This window comes from Herbidospora galbida (assembly GCF_005233835.1).
Lineage (GTDB): Bacteria > Actinomycetota > Actinomycetes > Streptosporangiales > Streptosporangiaceae > Herbidospora > Herbidospora galbida.
In genome coordinates, this window is sequence record NZ_SZQA01000059.1 from 1 (window position 1) to 14,727 (window position 14,727).

Below are 14,727 nucleotides of genomic sequence, written 5' to 3' on the forward strand. Positions count from 1 at the left end.
TGTGATGGGTTCGATGGGGATGGATTCCTTGGTCGCGGCGACGTCGCGGCGATGGATTTTCAATGGGTCAAGATCCTTCTACCACACGTTGACCTGCCGTTTAATATTGCCAACTTATCAACGGCGCGTTCATCGCGTGGGGCCTGATCACGGCACTGTTCATCCCGAGCGGCTGGATCCCGAACGAGATGTTCGCGGGCCTGGTCGATCCGATGATCAAGGTGCTGCTGCCGGTCCTGATCGGCTACACCGGCGGGCGCATGGTCCACGGCCAGCGCGGCGCCGTGGTCGGCGCGGTCGCCACGATGGGCGTCGTGGTCGGCGCCGAGGTGCCGATGTTCCTCGGCGCGATGATCATCGGCCCGCTGGCCGCGTACCTGCTGAAGCTGTTCGACGGCGCGGTCAAGGACCGCGTCCGGGCCGGCTTCGAGATGCTCGTCGACAACTTCTCGGCGGGCATCATCGGCGGCGCGGTCGCGCTGCTGGGCGTGTGGGGCATCGGCCCGATCATCGAGAAGGTCACCGAGGTGGCGGGCGACGCCGCCAACTGGCTGGTCACCGCCAACGTGCTGCCGTTGGCCTCGGTCGTCATCGAGCCCGCCAAGGTGCTGTTCCTGAACAACGCGATCAACCACGGCGTGCTGACCCCGCTCGGCGCCGCCCAGGTCGCCAAGGCCGGCGAGTCGATCCTGTTCATGCTGGAGACCAACCCGGGGCCGGGTCTGGGCCTGCTGCTGGCGTACTTCTTCTTCGGCCCGCGCGCCCTGCGGCCGAGCGCCCCGGCGGCCATCATCATCCACTTCTTCGGCGGCATCCACGAGATCTACTTCCCGTACGTGCTGATGAAGCCCCGCCTGATCCTCGCCATGATCGCCGGTGGCGCCTCCGGCATCCTCGTCTTCATCGCGACGGGGTCGGGCCTGGTGGCCTCCCCCGCTCCGGGAAGCATCTTCGCCTATCTGGCCGTTACCCCGGCGGGCGGCTACTTCGGCGTACTCGCGGGCGTCCTGGTCGCCACCGGCGTCACCTTCGTGGTCGCCTCGGCCCTCCTCGGCTTCGGCCGGGGCGAGAAGGAGGCCCCCGCGGAAGAGACCGAGCAGCCCACCACCACTCCCCAGGAGGCGTGATCCCTATGGCCGGCATCGACAGCGCGGCAGTCAAGAAGATCGTCATCGCCTGCGACGCGGGGATGGGCAGCAGCGTGATGCTGGCCTCCACGCTCCGCAAGCAGCTCAAGGGCAACGGCATCGAGGTCGTCCACTCACCGGTCGACCAGATCCCGGCCGACGCCGACGTCGTCGTCACCCACGCGGGCCTGGCCGCCCGCGCCCGCAAGTCGACGCCCGAGGGAGCGGTGCTGATCCCGTTCCAGGTGTTCATCGGCGACCCGGCGGTGACGAAGCTGGTGAACGCCATCAAGAGCGGCGGCGTGGTCGGTGGCTGACATCCCGCTCGACCCGCGCGCCATCAGGCTCGACTGCGTGGCCGAGGACCGCGACGACGCGATCCGCCAGTGCGGCGAGACGCTCGTGTCGGTCGGGGCGGCGGCGGAGCCGTACATCGCGGCGATGCTGGAACGCGAGCGCACGCTCTCCACCTACGTGGGGGAGGGCGTCGCGATCCCGCACGGCACGGTGAAGGCCAAAGAGGTCGTCCACCGCGACGCGGTCTGCGTGCTGCGCTTCCCCGGCGGCGTCGACTGGGACGGCGAACACGTCAACCTGTGCGTCGGCATCGCCGCCAAGGGCGACGGCCACGTACGCCTGCTGGCCGAACTGGCCGACATACTCATGGACCCCGACGCGGCCGAGGCTCTGCGCGAGACGGCCGACGAGGCGGAGGTCCTCCGACTCCTCATGGAGGGAACAGAATGAAGGTCGCGCGCTTCCACGCGCCCGGCGACATCCGGGTCGAAGACGCCCCGGAGCCGGTGGCGGGTCCGGGCGAACTCCTGATCCGGGTGCGCAACTGCTCCACCTGCGGCACCGACGCCAAGATCCTGAAGTTCGGCCATCACCACATCCGGCCCCCGCGCGTCATGGGCCACGAGATCGCCGGTGAGGTCGTGACCGGGACGGGCGCGTTCGAGCCCGGCGACCGGGTGCAGGTGATCGCGGCGATCCCGTGCGGGGAGTGCGGCGAGTGCACGCGGGGCCGGATGACCGTCTGCCCGAACCAGGAGTCGATGGGCTACCACTACGACGGCGGCTTCGCCGAGTACATGGTCGTCCCCGCGAAGGTCCTGGCCGTCGACGGCGTCAACCGCATCCCCGCCGGGGTGAGCTTCGCCGAGGCGTCGGTCGCCGAGCCCCTGGCCTGCGTGCTGAACGGCCAGGAACTGGCCCGGGTCGGCCCCGGCGACGACGTGGTCGTGATCGGCTCGGGCCCGATCGGCTGCCTGCACGTCCGCCTGGCCCGCGCCCGCGGCGCCCGCCGGGTGATCCTGGCCGACCTGAACCCCGACCGCCTGGAGATGGCGGCCGTCCTGGTCAACCCCGACGCCGCCCTGCACGGCGACGACGTGACCGAGGCCGTGCTCAAGCTGACCGAGGGCCGGGGCGCCGACGTGGTCATCACGGCCGCGGCCTCGGGCGCGGCCCAGGAACAGGCCCTCGGGATGGTCGCCCGCCAGGGCCGGATCAGCTTCTTCGGCGGCCTGCCGAAGGACAACCCGATCATCCGCCTCGACTCGAACCTCGTCCACTACCGCGAACTGACCATCGTCGGCGCCAACGGTTCGAGCCCCGCCCACAACAAGCAGGCCCTCGAACTCATCGCGACGGGCGCGGTGCCGGTGGCCGACCTGATCACCCACCGCCTGCCGCTCACCGATGTCCTGGAGGGCATCGGCATCGTCATGCGCGGCGAGGCCATCAAAGTCACCGTGGAGCCGTGATGCCAGAGAGAACAGTGACCGTGGCCGCCGCGACGGGCCTGCACGCCCGCCCGGCCAAACTCTTCGTCCAGGCCGCCGCCGGCACCGGCGTCCCGGTGAAGATCCGCGTCGGCGAGGGCAAGGCGGTGAGGGCCGACAGCATGCTCGCGGTCCTGTCCCTGGGCGCGACCCACGGGACCGAGGTGACGCTGTCGGCCGAGGGAGAGGGCGCCGAGGCGGCGCTGACGACCTTGGCGGAACTGCTGGAACGCGACCTCGACGCGGAGTAGGACATCGGGGACGGCCGGGCACCCATTCGGGGGGTGCCCGGTCGTCTTCTGCATTGTCCGCCGATCAGGGCGAGGTTTCCCAGAGACAGGACATCGTGTGCGGTGGACGGCCTCCGGATATCCACCCCGCACCGCACGGGCGAGGTAGTCGGTCCGGCGGAACGACGGCGCGAAGGCGGTGTCGGCCCCGGAACGGAAGACCGCGTCGACGAAACCGTCAGGGCGGCCGTCGATCTCTCCCCGCGACAGCGGCTACAACTCGATGGTCTCCGCCCTGCCGGGCAGCGCGTCGGGCAGATCGTGCAGCCCGACAGCCGGGCGGAACCCGTGAAACGGCCGGGGCGCGGCCGATGGTAAGGCCCCATGGCGAATCTGCCGAAGGTTCCGTGGTGGATCTGCCGAAGGTTCCGTGGTGGATCTGCCGGACGAGGCCGACCACCGGATTCCTGGACAGACAGGCTCAGGTCGTCGTGCGCCGGCCCGTGAGCTGGTCGAGGTTCCAGATGGTGATCTCGTACTGGTCGACCGCGCCCTCCCACATCGCGATCACCGCCTCATTCAGCGCCTGCGGGCAGTAGGCCAGGTCGTCGGACGCCGGATCGGAGAACGCCTCCAGGTGCGCGAGCACCGCCCGCTCCTCAGGCTCGTCAGACGGAGGGATGAGGCTCCGGGGCGAGTCGCCGATGGCCGTGGCGGCCTTGAGGGCGCCGAGCAGGGTGCCGTCGGAGGCGATCCGCGCCTGCCACAGCTGCCATTCCGGCTCGCCGGGGTGCTTGTCGAGCAGCATGGCCAAATCGGCCCCCCGGACGATCCCCGGCTTGGCGAACACCGAAACCGAGGCGACGAGCCCGTCGTCGAAATCGGCCGGGTCGACCTCGAAGAGTGAGCCGCTCGCGTCGAACACCAGGTCGGCGTAGCCGTCGAGCAGGATCAGCACCTGGGGATGGCTGACCGTCTCCCGCCCCGACAGCGCCTCCCGGCTCACCCACCCGGGGTGGCGGTCGAGACCGGTCTCGTAGAGCCAGTTGCCGCCGTAGAACGCCCCGTAGGTCGCGGTGGCGTCGTGGTCGGCGAGCGGCCGGCCGAGCAGCTGCCCGAAGGCGTGCGTCAGCGCGATGTCCCAGGCGGAGGGCACGATGGGAAAACTCCTTCGAAGGATCAGGACGAGGGGTAGAGCTCCGGCCACAGCACGATCTCATGGCTGTCGACCAGAGACTTCGGGGCCGTCATGCACCACGCCTCGGTCACCAGCTCGAACAGCTCGTCGGCCTCGATCCGGTCGAGGTGGACGACCACCCAGCCGGTCGACTCCGTCGTGAACTGCACCTCGAAGACGTCGGGACGCTCGGCCACCAGGGCGGCCTGTTCTTCGATGGTCGACTTGAGGCCCACGGTCTGGGTGCGTTCCCACACGTAGCCGAAGCCCTTGCCGCGCACCTTGAGGGCCACCCAGTCGCCGCCGAAGCTCTGCTTCACCTCGGGCAGATGGTCAAGCATCTTCAGGAAATCGTCCACGCTCACCGCCATGCCCCCTAGGGCTACCAGACCCCACCGACATTTTCAGCCGTCGAGCAGACCCAGCAGATCGGACAACTGCCGGCGCTGTTCGTCCGAAAGTACGGAGAAGACCTCCGCCGCGGCCTCCCGCCGCGCCACACGCGCCTTCTCGTGGACGGACAGCCCGGCGGGGGTGACGGAGACGAGGGTGGAGCGCCGGTTGGTGGGGTCGACGGTTCGCACCACGAGGCCGGACGACTCCAGGGCGTCCACGACCGAGGTCAGGGAACGGGGGACGATGCCGAGCAGTTCGGCGAGCCGGGCCATGCGCAGCGGCTCGCCGGCGGAGACCAGAGCGCGCAGGGCGCGCGACTGGCCCGGGTTGACGCCCAGGGGTTCGAGGCGTTCGCGGAATCCGCGCCTGATGCGGTGGTCGACCCGGTGGACCAGCTCGAACAGTTCTCCGTCGGACAAAGCACTCGCCTCAAGGAATGAATGTGAGCTAACCTCCGTTTGAGTGTACATCATGGACAATGAACCCCGAGCGCCGTTGGGGCGCGTCATCCGCCTGTTCAGGCCCTACCGCCGCAAGCTGGGCGCGGTCGGGGCGCTGATCGTGCTGTCGTCGGTGGTGTCGCTGGCCTCGCCGTTCCTGCTGCGGGAGATCCTGGACGTCGCCCTGCCCAACCGCGACGCGCGGCTGCTGTCGATGCTGGCCCTCGGCATGATCGTGATCGCCGTCACCACCAGCGTGTTCGACGTGCTGCAGACGTTCATCTCGACGACGGTCGGCCAGCGGGTCATGCACGACCTGCGCAAGTCCGTCTACAACCACCTCCAGCGGATGTCGCTGGCCTTCTTCACCCGGACCAAGACCGGTGAGGTCCAGTCGCGGATCGCCAACGACATCGGGGCCATGCAGGCCGTGGTGACGACCACGGCGACCTCGTTCATCTCCTACCTGACCTCGGTGATCGCCACGATCGCGGCCATGGTGGCGCTCGACTGGCGGCTGACGCTGATCTCCCTCGGGCTGCTGCCGGTGTTCGTGTGGATCAGCCGGAAGGTCGGCAAGGAGCGGCGGCGGATCACCACGCAGCGCCAGATCAAGATGGCGTCGATGGCCTCGATGGTGCAGGAGTCGTTGTCGATCAGCGGGATCCTGCTGGGGCGCACGATGGGACGTACCGGAACCCTCACCGACCGGTTCGCCGCCTCCTCCGACGACCTCGCCGACCTGGAGGTCAGGTCGTCGATGGCGGGACGGTGGCGGCAGTCGTCGATCCAGATCGTGATGGCGGCCATGCCGGCGGTCGTCTACTGGGCCGTCGGGTGGACCGGCGCGGTGTCGGTCGGCACGCTGGTGGCGTTCACCACCCTGCAGACCTCGATGTTCCGGCCGTCGGTGCAGCTGCTGCAGCTCGGGGTCGAGGTGCAGAGCTCGATGTCGCTGTTCGGGCGGATCTTCGAATACCTCGACCTCAAGGTCGACATCCGCCCCGGCGACCGAGTGCTCGACCGGGTCAAGGGCGACGTCCGGTTCGAGGACGTCGACTTCTCCTACGGCGCCGGCCCCACCCTCACCGGCATCGACGTCGCGGTGCCGCCCGGCACCCGGCTGGCGATCGTGGGCGAGACCGGATCGGGCAAGACCACCCTCAGCTACCTGCTCCCCCGCCTCTACGACGTCACCTCCGGCCGGGTCACCGTCGACGGCGTCGACGTGCGCGACCTGACCTTCGAGTCGCTGGCCGAGACGGTCGGCGTGGTCTCCCAGGAGACCTACCTCTTCCACGCCTCGGTGGCCGACAACCTGCGCTTCGCCAACCCCGACGCGACCGACGAGGAGCTCCACGCGGCGGCCCGCGCGGCCCGCATCCACGACCACCTCATGTCACTGCCCGAGGGGTACGACACCCTCGTCGGCGAGCGCGGCTACCGCTTCTCCGGCGGCGAGAAGCAGCGCCTGGCCATCGCGCGGACCCTGCTGCGCAACCCTCCGGTGCTGATCCTCGACGAGGCCACCAGCTCCCTCGACACCCAGACCGAGCGGGCCGTCCAGGAGGCCCTGGACGAACTGGCCGAAGGCCGCACCACCCTGACGATCGCCCACCGGCTGTCGACGGTCCGCGACGCCGACCAGATCATCGTCCTGGACGCCGGCCGCATCGTGGAGCGCGGCACCCACGACGAACTGCTCGCCCTGGGCGGCCACTACGCGGCCCTGGTCAACCGCGACGAGCTCACCCTGACAGCGACTGAAGCGGCAGGCTGATCACCAGATAGGCCAGGCCCGCCAGCGGCACCGCCGCCAGCGAGGTCAGCCCGACCTCCCGCGCCGTGCGGGCCAGAAGCGGCACGAGCAGGAAGACCGCCAGGCAGGCCCAGGCCTGCGGAGCGTACTCCAGGACGAACGCGTAATGGGCGGCCTCCATCCCGAAGACCCCCGCCAGCGCGGCCAGACCGCCGACCCGCTGCCACCGCGCCACACCGCGCCGCCACCACAGTCCCGCGACCCCGAACACCGGCCCGGCGACGCACGCCATGACCACCCAGACCAGCGGCCAGTAGAAGTTTCCCATCCCGTCGCGGCCGAACTCGGCGTAGCCGTAGTAGCCGACGACGAGCCCGAGCTCGGCGGCGAGCCCGGCCAGCAGCGCGTGATGCAGCGCGGAACGGTCACGCGGCGCCGGCGTTGTTCCCGGTCCGTAGGCGGTGAATCCCCTCGGCGGGGCCCCGGCCGCCAGCGCGCCCGCCACGAACGCCGCCACCGACCACACCGCGCCCGAGTTGGCGATCTGGTTCCAGGCCCCGGGCAGCCGGCCCTGCCCCAGGTTGGTCAGCACCCCCGCGGCGAGTCCCGCCCCCAGCGCGATCGGCACCGCCCGCCGCCACCGGGCCTGGTTCGTCATCACGTTGCGGCACTCTACTCCCCCGCAAATTAGCCAAAAAATGGGATAATTCGGATGGTGAAGTTACGACACGCTCTAGTCGTCCGAGGCGGCTGGGAGGGCCATGAGCCCGTCGCCGCCACCGATCTCTTCCTCCCCCACCTCTCCCAAGAGGGGTTCACCCTCACGGTCGAGGACTCCCCCGCCCCCTACGCCGACCCCGATTTCATGGCGGGGGTCGATCTGGTCGTCCAGTGCTTCACGATGGGCACGATCACCCGCGAGCAGACCACCGGGCTCTCCCGGGCGGTCGCGGCGGGCACCGGGTTCGCGGGCTGGCACGGGGGCATCGTCGACTCCTTCCGCGCCGAGCCCGACTACCTCCACCTGACCGGCGGGCAGTTCGCCTGTCACCCCGAGGCCGGCGGGGAGACCTTCGTCCCGCACCGGATCGAGATCACCGACCCCGATCACCCGATCACCAAGGGGATCGCCGACTTCGACCTGGTCACCGAGCAGTACTGGGTGCTGACCGACCCGTACAGCACCGTTCTCGCCACCACCACCCATGCCGCGCAGGGGCCGTGGAAGCAGCCGGTCACCGTGCCGGCCGTGTGGACCCGCGAGTGGGGCGAGGGCCGCGTCTTCGTCGCCACGCCGGGCCACGACCTGGCCACCCTCCGGCACGACAGCGTGCGGACCCTGGTCGAGAGGGGGCTGGCATGGGCGAGCCGGTGAAGGTGGGGATGATCGGCTGCGGCAAGGTCTCGGTGCAGTACACGACGACCCTTGCGAACCTTCCGGGTCTGGTCCTGTACGCCGTCGCGGATCTCGACCCCGCCCGCGCCCTGGCCGCCGCCACCGAAACGGGCGCGCGGTCTCTCGGCGTCGACGACCTGATCGACGCCTGCGACCTGGTCGTCAACCTCACCATCCCAGCCGCGCACACCGAGGTCGCGCTCCGGGCCATCGCGGCGGGCAAGGACGTCTACGGCGAGAAACCCCTGGCCGCGACGCTCGACGAGGCCAAGACGATCATCGCCAAGGGCGCCGGGGTCAAGCTCGGCTGCGCCCCCGACACCGTCCTCGGCACCGGCTTCCAGACCGCCCGCCACCACCTCGACGCCGGTCTCATCGGCCGACCGGCGGCGGCCGTCGCGACCATGGTCACCGGGGGGCCGGAGCCGTGGCATCCCGATCCCGACTTCTACTACCGGCCGGGCGGCGGGCCGCTGCTCGACATGGGGCCCTACTACGTGACGGCCCTGGTGGCGCTGCTCGGGCCGGTCGTGTCGGTGATCGGGGCGTCGAGCCGCGCCCGGTCGGAACGGGTGATCGGCAGCGGCCACCGGCAGGGCGAGCGGCTGCCGGTCACCACCGACACGCACGTCACCGGGGTCCTCACGCACGCCTCCGGCGCCCTGTCGACGCTGATCATGTCGTTCGACGGCGCGACCTCCCGAGCGCCCAACATCGAGGTGCACGGCGAGCTCGGCACGATGATCGTCCCGGACCCCAACCGGTTCGACGGCGACGTGCTGGTCCACCGTGTCGGCGGGACGTGGGAGACGCTCCCGGTGGCCGCCGGCTACCGGGACACCGGGCGCGGCATCGGCGTGTACGACCTCGTCACCGCCCCCCGCCCGCGCGCGTCCGGGGAGGTCGCTCTGCACGTGCTCGACGTGATGGAGTCACTCCTCCGGTCGGCCGCCACCGGGCGGGCGGAGACGGTGGAGAGCACCTGCGAGAGGCCGGAGCCGGTCCCGCTTCAGTCTCTCGTGTGATGGTCGGCGGCGAGTGACTGGTATTCGATGATGTCGTCGGCCGTGATCAGGCCGTCTTGGATGGCGCGGGCCAGCAGGGTCGTCTTGGTCGGGGCGGCCCTGCCGGTGCTGGCGTACTTCACCCGCGCGCGTTCGATGTACTGCTTCACGGTCGCCTCGGAGATGCCCATGCGCAGCGCGACCGACTGCTTGTTCATGCCCTGGAACCACAGCAGCAGCGCCTCGCGCTCGCGGGCCGACAGCATCGGCCGGGACGTCTGCCCGTCGGCCGCCACCAGCGCCCCGGCCATCACCGGCGGGACGTAGGGCCGGTCGCGGGCGACGGCTACGATCGTGTCGACGCAGTGCTCCTTGGTCTCGTTCTTGGCGATGAACGTCGAGGCGCCCGCCTGGAGCACCGCCATCACGGTCGCGTCGTCCTCGTGCACCGAGTAGACGACCACCCGGCGCCCGGCCGCGACCAGTTCGGGGATGCGCGGCAGCGAGTTGACGCCGTTGTCGAGCTCCAGGTCGAGCAGCAGCACGTCGGCGTGCGCGCCCGCGCCGTCGAGGACCGAGTCGACCGTGTTGCCGCTGGCCACGATCTCGACCCGCTTCCCGGGGTCGGCGGCCACCCACGACCGGATGCCCTCCAGCACGACCGGCGTGTCCTCCACCACCGCGAGGGTCACGGGGCGGTCCAGCGGCTCTCTATCCACAGTTGGGATCCTCCGTTCTCGGCTTCGACGCGGGTGGCGACGTTGGTGGCGACGTTGGCGGCGCGGGACCCGTCGGCCACCGGCAGCGACGGGGCGTCGGTCAGGACGCTGACGATGACCTCGCGCGGCGTCGCGACGAGGGTGACCCTGGCCTGGCGGCGGGCCCGCGCCATGCCCTCGATGGGGGCCTCGACGAGCGCGCGGCGGACCTCCAGCGGCAGCGGCGGCACGGTGCCCGCGGTCAGGAAGAGCACCACGACGCCGCGCCGTTCGACGTCGAACGCGCAGGCCCGCAGGGTGTGCAGGAGCGGGTCGGGGGCGTCGTCGGTCTCGGCGATCAGGCGGCGCAGGCGGGCCGCGCCGACGGCGCTCTCGTGCCGCACGTCGGGGTCGGCGGGGTCGGCGCCCCCGGCGAGCAGGTTCAGCACCGGCGCGACGGCCGAGCGCACTTCGGCGTAGCGGGCCAGCCGGTCGGCGTGGACCTGGTCGGCGGCCTTCTGGGCGGCCTCGGCGCGGGCGGTCCGGTTGGAGTTCTCCACCGCCCACCGGGCGGCCAGGTCGAGGGCGTGGCCGCCGGCGCTCGCGCCCGCCTGGAGGGTGATCGCGCCGACGCTGACGACGAGGAACTTGCTCAGCGACCGGGGGTCGAGCGCCCCGGCCAGCGCCAGCCCGGCCAGCGTGACGACCACGTTGGCCAGCAGGAACACGCTCAGGTCGCGCAGCCAGGTCGGCCGGGGCCAGAACACGATCATGGCCAGCCAGCCGACCGAGCCCCAGGCCCAGTCGGCGGCGTTCACGACGTCGCCCGGTTCGCAGGCGGCCATCACCATCGCCGACACGGCCAGCGCGCCGGCCGCGTAGGGCCAGACGCCGAGGCGGAGCGGCTGTTCGCCGAGCAGGGCTATGGCGGCGACCACGGCGATCGCGGCGTACAGGACCCAGGCGAGCGCGGCCAGCCACGGGAACCGGTAGGAGTCCCAGAAGCCGACCGTGCCGACGAGGTCGAAGCCGAGGTGCCAGGCGGCGACGACCGACACGGCGGCGCGGCGGGCGCCGAGGCTGTAGCTGCGGCGGACGCTCGTCTCCGAGGCGGTCACGGCGCCCACCTGAGGGTGACCTTGGTGCCCTGCGGGCCCGACTCGACCACGCCCCGGCCGCCGACCATCTCCATGCGGGCCAGGATCGACACCCGCAGGCCGTAGCGGTGGTCGGGGACGTCGGCCGGCTCGAAGCCCATCCCCCGGTCGCGCACCTCGACGACGACCTCGTCGCCGGTCACGGTCAGCGTGACGGCGGCGACGGTGACGTTGGCGTGCCGCACGACGTTCGCGATCGCCTCGGCGACGGCTTCGAGGAAGGCCTCGGCGACCTCCCAGGGCACCGACACCGGCGTCAGCCGCGTGTGGATGGTGAGCCCCGACCGCGCCGCCCCGGCGGCCAGCCGCTCGTGCAGCGGCACGTGGTCGGGGCCGGTGCCGCCACCCTCGGACATGCGGTCGAGGTCGGCCAGGTGGCGGGCGGCGGTCTCGCGCAGCATGGGCGAGGTCGCGGCGATGCCGCCGGCGCCGATCATCATGAGAGTGGCCAGCACGCTGCCGTGCATGCGGCTGTTCTGGGCGCGTTCGTCGCGGCGGCGTTCGCGTTCGACGGTGGCCTTCTCCTCGGCGTCGCGGGCCGCCGCGAGCTCCCGGTCGGCGTTGGCCGCCCCCCTGCGGAGCAGGCTCATCAGCACGGCCGTCGCCCCGACCTGCAGCACGTGGATCCCGGCCACCGCGAAGGCGCCGGAGCCGTAGAGGTGCGCGAGGACCACCAGGAGCCCGGCCGGGACGGCCGGACCGGCCCGCCAGGCCAGGTTGACCGCCACGATCGTCATGGTCACCAGCCCGCCGACCCAGCTGGCGCTGTCGCCGATGAGCGTGCGCGCGACGAGCTCCCGCTGGAAGACACACAGGGCGGAGGTGATGAGCACCTCGACCGTGATCACCCAGGGCAGCAGGCCGTAGGTCCAGCCCGCCCAGGTGAAGAAGAAGCTCCAGCACAGCAGCCCGGCCACGGCCGGGACCAGCACGGTGGGATCGACCGGCGGGGCCAGCCCCATCAGCGCCGCCGCGGCCGCGACGACCCCCGCGACGCCCCGCATGACGGACCCGCAACGGGCGGTCACCCGGTCGAGCGCGGCCGTCGCCGGCATGCGACCGCCCGCGTCGAGCCGAACACCCAATGCCATCAGACGCCCCACTCGGAAGGCCGGATCATGACCGCGCCCTGAGAGTGTAGAGCCGTTCGTCCGGCTGTCGGCCGAACGACCGTCATAGGTACGCGTCTGTAACCCGGTCTAATTGAGACGATATTCGTCACGGGTGAAGGGCCGGGCAACATGCAGTACGCGACGGAGAGCGAGATCCGCTCGACGATCACCTCGGCGCGCGTCACGGATCCGGGGATCGCGATCCAGTTCGACGACCGGGTGAGCCGCGGCGACCTGCCCGCCCTGGTCAGCCTGATCGCCAGCATCGTCCGGCTGTTCCTGGGCCTGGCCAAGAAGATCGACGACGAGACCGCCTCGCGGGTGGCGCGCTCCTACCTCGCCTGAACGCATGGGTTCATGGCGTTTCATCCGGACCGAGGCGCTGCGCCGGGCCCTGGCCTGAGACGCCGCGAAATTGTCGGTGGCCGAATCTAGGCTGCCGCGTGTGAACCGTACGGATCGGCTATACGCCCTCGTCGAGGAACTGCGGGCCGTCTCGCCCCGGCCCCGGTCGGCCCGTGAGCTGGCCGAGAGGTTCGAGGTGAGCGTGCGCACCATCGAGCGCGACGTGGCCGCGCTCCAGGAGGCCCGCGTCCCCATCTACGCCGAGTTCGGCCGCCGGGGCGGCTACGTGCTCGACAAGCGCATGTCGCTGCCGCCGCTCAACTTCACCCCCGAGGAGGCGGTGGCCATCGCCGTCGCCCTCAGCCATGAGGAGCTCCCCTTCGCCGAACAGGCCAGGAGCGCCCTGCGCAAGGTGATGGAGGCGATGCCCGACGGCGAGGGCGAACGCGCCCGGGCCCTGGCCGAACGGGTGCAGCTGATCCGCGAAGACGACCGCCCCGCCGGCCCGATCGCGACGGTCGTCGACCAGGCCGTCCTGACGGGCGGCGTCCTGCGCATCGGCTACGCCGACGCCAAGGGCGTGCCGACCGAGCGCGAGGTCGAGCCGGGAGTCTTCGTCGGCAACCGCCGCGGCGAGTGGTATCTGGTGGGCTGGTGCCGTCTGCGCGAGGCCGTGCGGGTGTTCCGCCTCGACCGCATCGTGGGCGCCGAGGCCACCGGCGAACGCGCCCCGGCCCGGCCCCCGGCGACCTTCGCCCCGGAGACCGGGCTGCTGCGCCAGCCCGTCCTGAACTGAACACCCGGCCGGAGACGGCGAAAAACCGACAGGGGGTTGTCGCGACCGACACGACGGGCAGCTTTTCGGCGTCTACGGGCCGCAGGGAGCGCGACCGCAGCCATCACTCTCAGTAATGGTGAAAATGTCGTGAATTCGATTAGAAATAACGCCGGGACAATAGCCGGTCGATCTCTACCACGCCGGCCGGGGCCGGGAGAATGAATTCATTCTCCCGGCGTCCCGCTGGCGAGACATTCAGTTGCGGCGCTTCAGCGGTTCCCACCAGGCCCGGTTCGCCGTGTACCACTCGACGGTCCGGGCCAGGCCCTCGGCGAAGTCCACCGACGGCGTGAAGCCCAGTTCGGTCCTGATCTTCGTCGTGTCGACGGCGTAGCGGCGGTCGTGACCCTTGCGGTCGGCGACCGGGCGGATCATCTCCTCGCCCGCGCCGACGAGGTCGAGCAGCCGCCGGGTCAGGTCGCGGTTGGTCAGTTCGACGCCGCCGCCGACGTTGTAGACCTCGCCGGGCCGGCCTCGGTCGGCGACGAGCTGGATGGCGCGGCAGTGGTCGTCGACGTGCAGCCACTCGCGCACGTTGAGGCCGTCGCCGTAGAGCGGGACCGGTTCGCCGTCGAGGAGGTTGGTCACGAACAGCGGGATCAGCTTCTCGGGGAACTGGTGGTGCCCGTAGTTGTTCGAGGCCCGCGTGACGCACACCGGCAGGCCGTGGGTGCGAAAGTAGGCCCTGGCCAGCAGGTCGGATGCGGCCTTCGAGGCGGCGTAGGGCGAGTTGGGCTCAAGGGGGTGGTCTTCGGGCCAGCTGCCCTCCTCGATGGAGCCGTACACCTCGTCGGTGGAGACGTGCACGAAGCGGGGGACCTCCAGCTCCAGCGCGGCCTGCAGGAGCGTCTGGGTGCCGGCCACGTTGGTGGTGACGAACTCCGACGCCCCGGCGATCGAGCGGTCGACGTGGGATTCGGCCGCGAAGTGGACGACCAGTTCGGCGCCGCGCATCACGTCCACGACTGTCTCGCGGTCGCGGATGTCGCCCTTCACCAGCCGGAAGCCCCTGTGGCCAGCCACCTCGGCCAGGTTGCGCTCGTCGCCGGCGTAGGTGAGGGCGTCGAGCACCGTGATGTCGGCGCCGGCGCGCACCGCGCCGCGGACGTAGTTGGAACCGATGAAACCGGCGCCACCGGTCACCAGGACGCGCATCGGCACACCTCTCTCGGAAATTGTCCCGCCATGGCGAGACGTCACTTCACGAATATCGCATCCGCGATTATCGACGAGAAATTGGAGGCCCGCCGGAAGCTGCGGC

Annotated in this window: 18 protein-coding genes; 10 read left to right on the forward strand and 8 right to left on the reverse strand. The window is 70.9% G+C overall.

Annotated features, from left to right (window positions below):
- Window positions 1–131 precede the first annotated feature (131 nt).
- Genes FDA94_RS35995 through FDA94_RS36015 form a run of 5 tightly spaced genes read left to right on the forward strand, consistent with a single transcriptional unit; the run spans window position 132 to window position 3,165 of the window.
- Window positions 132–1,127, forward strand: a complete 996-nt coding sequence (locus FDA94_RS35995) for a PTS transporter subunit EIIC (protein WP_342778564.1) — start codon at window positions 132–134, stop codon at window positions 1,125–1,127.
- A gap of 5 nt (window positions 1,128–1,132) precedes the next feature.
- Window positions 1,133–1,444, forward strand: coding sequence for a PTS sugar transporter subunit IIBC family protein (locus FDA94_RS36000; protein ID WP_137251508.1), 312 nt, complete (start codon window positions 1,133–1,135; stop codon window positions 1,442–1,444).
- The gene (locus FDA94_RS36005; RefSeq protein ID WP_137251509.1) at window positions 1,437–1,874 is read left to right on the forward strand and encodes a PTS mannitol transporter subunit IIA; all 438 of its coding nucleotides are present in this window, start codon (window positions 1,437–1,439) and stop codon (window positions 1,872–1,874) included. The genes FDA94_RS36000 and FDA94_RS36005 overlap by 8 nt, the downstream gene beginning before the upstream one ends.
- A complete protein-coding gene (locus FDA94_RS36010) occupies window positions 1,871–2,896 on the forward strand; it encodes a zinc-dependent dehydrogenase (protein ID WP_137251510.1) in 1,026 nt (341 codons plus the stop codon). Before FDA94_RS36005 ends, FDA94_RS36010 begins: the two co-directional genes overlap by 4 nt.
- Window positions 2,896–3,165, forward strand: coding sequence for an HPr family phosphocarrier protein (locus tag FDA94_RS36015; RefSeq protein WP_137251511.1), 270 nt, complete (start codon window positions 2,896–2,898; stop codon window positions 3,163–3,165). Before FDA94_RS36010 ends, FDA94_RS36015 begins: the two co-directional genes overlap by 1 nt.
- A gap of 460 nt (window positions 3,166–3,625) precedes the next feature.
- Here FDA94_RS36015 and FDA94_RS36025 read toward each other — a convergent pair whose 3' ends face one another.
- The 3 genes from FDA94_RS36025 to FDA94_RS36035 are packed head-to-tail and all read right to left on the reverse strand — an operon-like array spanning window position 3,626 to window position 5,136.
- Entirely contained in the window at window positions 3,626–4,300 is a 675-nt protein-coding gene (locus tag FDA94_RS36025; RefSeq protein ID WP_137251512.1) for a hypothetical protein, read from the reverse strand.
- A gap of 23 nt (window positions 4,301–4,323) precedes the next feature.
- Window positions 4,324–4,692, reverse strand: coding sequence for an MmcQ/YjbR family DNA-binding protein (locus FDA94_RS36030; RefSeq protein ID WP_137251513.1), 369 nt, complete (start codon window positions 4,690–4,692; stop codon window positions 4,324–4,326).
- A gap of 33 nt (window positions 4,693–4,725) precedes the next feature.
- The gene (locus FDA94_RS36035) at window positions 4,726–5,136 is read right to left on the reverse strand and encodes a MarR family winged helix-turn-helix transcriptional regulator (RefSeq protein ID WP_246060343.1); all 411 of its coding nucleotides are present in this window, start codon (window positions 5,134–5,136) and stop codon (window positions 4,726–4,728) included.
- A 52-nt stretch (window positions 5,137–5,188) separates the two neighbouring features.
- Here FDA94_RS36035 and FDA94_RS36040 point away from each other — a divergent pair, with 52 nt between their 5' ends.
- Window positions 5,189–6,937: an ABC transporter ATP-binding protein gene (locus FDA94_RS36040; RefSeq protein WP_137251515.1), complete on the forward strand. Its 1,749-nt coding sequence runs from the start codon at window positions 5,189–5,191 to the stop codon at window positions 6,935–6,937.
- Here FDA94_RS36040 and FDA94_RS36045 read toward each other — a convergent pair.
- Window positions 6,906–7,574 carry a DUF6518 family protein gene (locus FDA94_RS36045; RefSeq protein WP_137251533.1) on the reverse strand — a complete coding sequence of 223 codons (669 nt, stop codon included), beginning with the start codon at window positions 7,572–7,574 and terminating at the stop codon, window positions 6,906–6,908. The genes FDA94_RS36040 and FDA94_RS36045 overlap by 32 nt on opposite strands.
- Before the next feature lie 54 nt (window positions 7,575–7,628).
- On the opposite strand from FDA94_RS36045, the gene FDA94_RS36050 reads away from it, so the two are divergent.
- Complete coding sequence (locus tag FDA94_RS36050; protein ID WP_137251516.1) at window positions 7,629–8,291, forward strand: ThuA domain-containing protein; 663 nt, start codon at window positions 7,629–7,631, stop codon at window positions 8,289–8,291.
- Window positions 8,276–9,337 (forward strand): Gfo/Idh/MocA family protein, encoded by a 1,062-nt coding sequence (locus FDA94_RS36055; protein ID WP_137251517.1) that lies wholly within the window; start codon window positions 8,276–8,278, stop codon window positions 9,335–9,337. The genes FDA94_RS36050 and FDA94_RS36055 overlap by 16 nt, the downstream gene beginning before the upstream one ends.
- Here FDA94_RS36055 and FDA94_RS36060 read toward each other — a convergent pair.
- The 3 genes from FDA94_RS36060 to FDA94_RS36070 are packed head-to-tail and all read right to left on the reverse strand — an operon-like array spanning window position 9,322 to window position 12,262.
- Window positions 9,322–10,008, reverse strand: coding sequence for a response regulator transcription factor (locus FDA94_RS36060; RefSeq protein ID WP_137251534.1), 687 nt, complete (start codon window positions 10,006–10,008; stop codon window positions 9,322–9,324). The genes FDA94_RS36055 and FDA94_RS36060 overlap by 16 nt on opposite strands.
- Window positions 10,005–11,132 carry a hypothetical protein gene (locus FDA94_RS36065; RefSeq protein WP_137251518.1) on the reverse strand — a complete coding sequence of 376 codons (1,128 nt, stop codon included), beginning with the start codon at window positions 11,130–11,132 and terminating at the stop codon, window positions 10,005–10,007. Before FDA94_RS36065 ends, FDA94_RS36060 begins: the two co-directional genes overlap by 4 nt.
- Window positions 11,129–12,262, reverse strand: a complete 1,134-nt coding sequence (locus FDA94_RS36070; protein ID WP_137251519.1) for a sensor histidine kinase — start codon at window positions 12,260–12,262, stop codon at window positions 11,129–11,131. The genes FDA94_RS36065 and FDA94_RS36070 overlap by 4 nt, the downstream gene beginning before the upstream one ends.
- 150 nt (window positions 12,263–12,412) lie before the next feature.
- Between FDA94_RS36070 and FDA94_RS36075 the strand changes: the two genes are divergently transcribed.
- Both FDA94_RS36075 and FDA94_RS36080 read left to right on the forward strand, forming a co-directional pair.
- Window positions 12,413–12,628, forward strand: coding sequence for a hypothetical protein (locus tag FDA94_RS36075; RefSeq protein WP_062334512.1), 216 nt, complete (start codon window positions 12,413–12,415; stop codon window positions 12,626–12,628).
- Between the two features lie 100 nt (window positions 12,629–12,728).
- Entirely contained in the window at window positions 12,729–13,424 is a 696-nt protein-coding gene (locus tag FDA94_RS36080) for a helix-turn-helix transcriptional regulator (RefSeq protein WP_137251520.1), read from the forward strand.
- Window positions 13,425–13,661: 237 nt separating this feature from the next.
- On the opposite strand, the gene rfbB is transcribed toward FDA94_RS36080, so the two are convergent.
- Window positions 13,662–14,621 carry a dTDP-glucose 4,6-dehydratase gene (gene rfbB, locus FDA94_RS36085; protein WP_137251521.1) on the reverse strand — a complete coding sequence of 320 codons (960 nt, stop codon included), beginning with the start codon at window positions 14,619–14,621 and terminating at the stop codon, window positions 13,662–13,664.
- Window positions 14,622–14,727: the final 106 nt, after the last annotated feature.